Annotated in this window: 1 protein-coding gene; it reads left to right on the forward strand. The window is 57.9% G+C overall.

The genetic code is table 11. From position 1 onward, the window contains the following. The coding region (locus tag ACQRCJ_RS12565; RefSeq protein WP_427799961.1) for a hypothetical protein at window positions 1-202 on the forward strand (202 nt) is incomplete at its 5' end. Between the last annotated feature and the right edge of the window lie 59 nt (window positions 203-261).

Genomic DNA, 261 nt, shown 5'->3' on the forward strand with positions numbered 1-261 from the left:
CGCCCGCCAGAACGTCCTTTCCGCTCCTGCGTCCATGGACATCACCGCCGAGATCATCAGCCGCATGGATGCGGGCAGTGTGCAGTTCGCCGAGCTGCCCAAGGTCAGCATCCGTACCCATGCCGACGGCCCTGACGAAAAGGCCGGCAAGGACGAAAAGGCCGGCAAGAACGACAAGGGCGCCAAAAACGAAAAGAAGTAGAAAAGAAACAGAAGAATTTCTTGCCCGTCACAACCAGACAGGAGGATATCCCCATGCCA

The sequence above is a fragment of the Desulfovibrio sp. SGI.102 genome (assembly GCF_050314315.1).
Taxonomy (GTDB): Bacteria; Desulfobacterota; Desulfovibrionia; order Desulfovibrionales; family Desulfovibrionaceae; genus Desulfovibrio.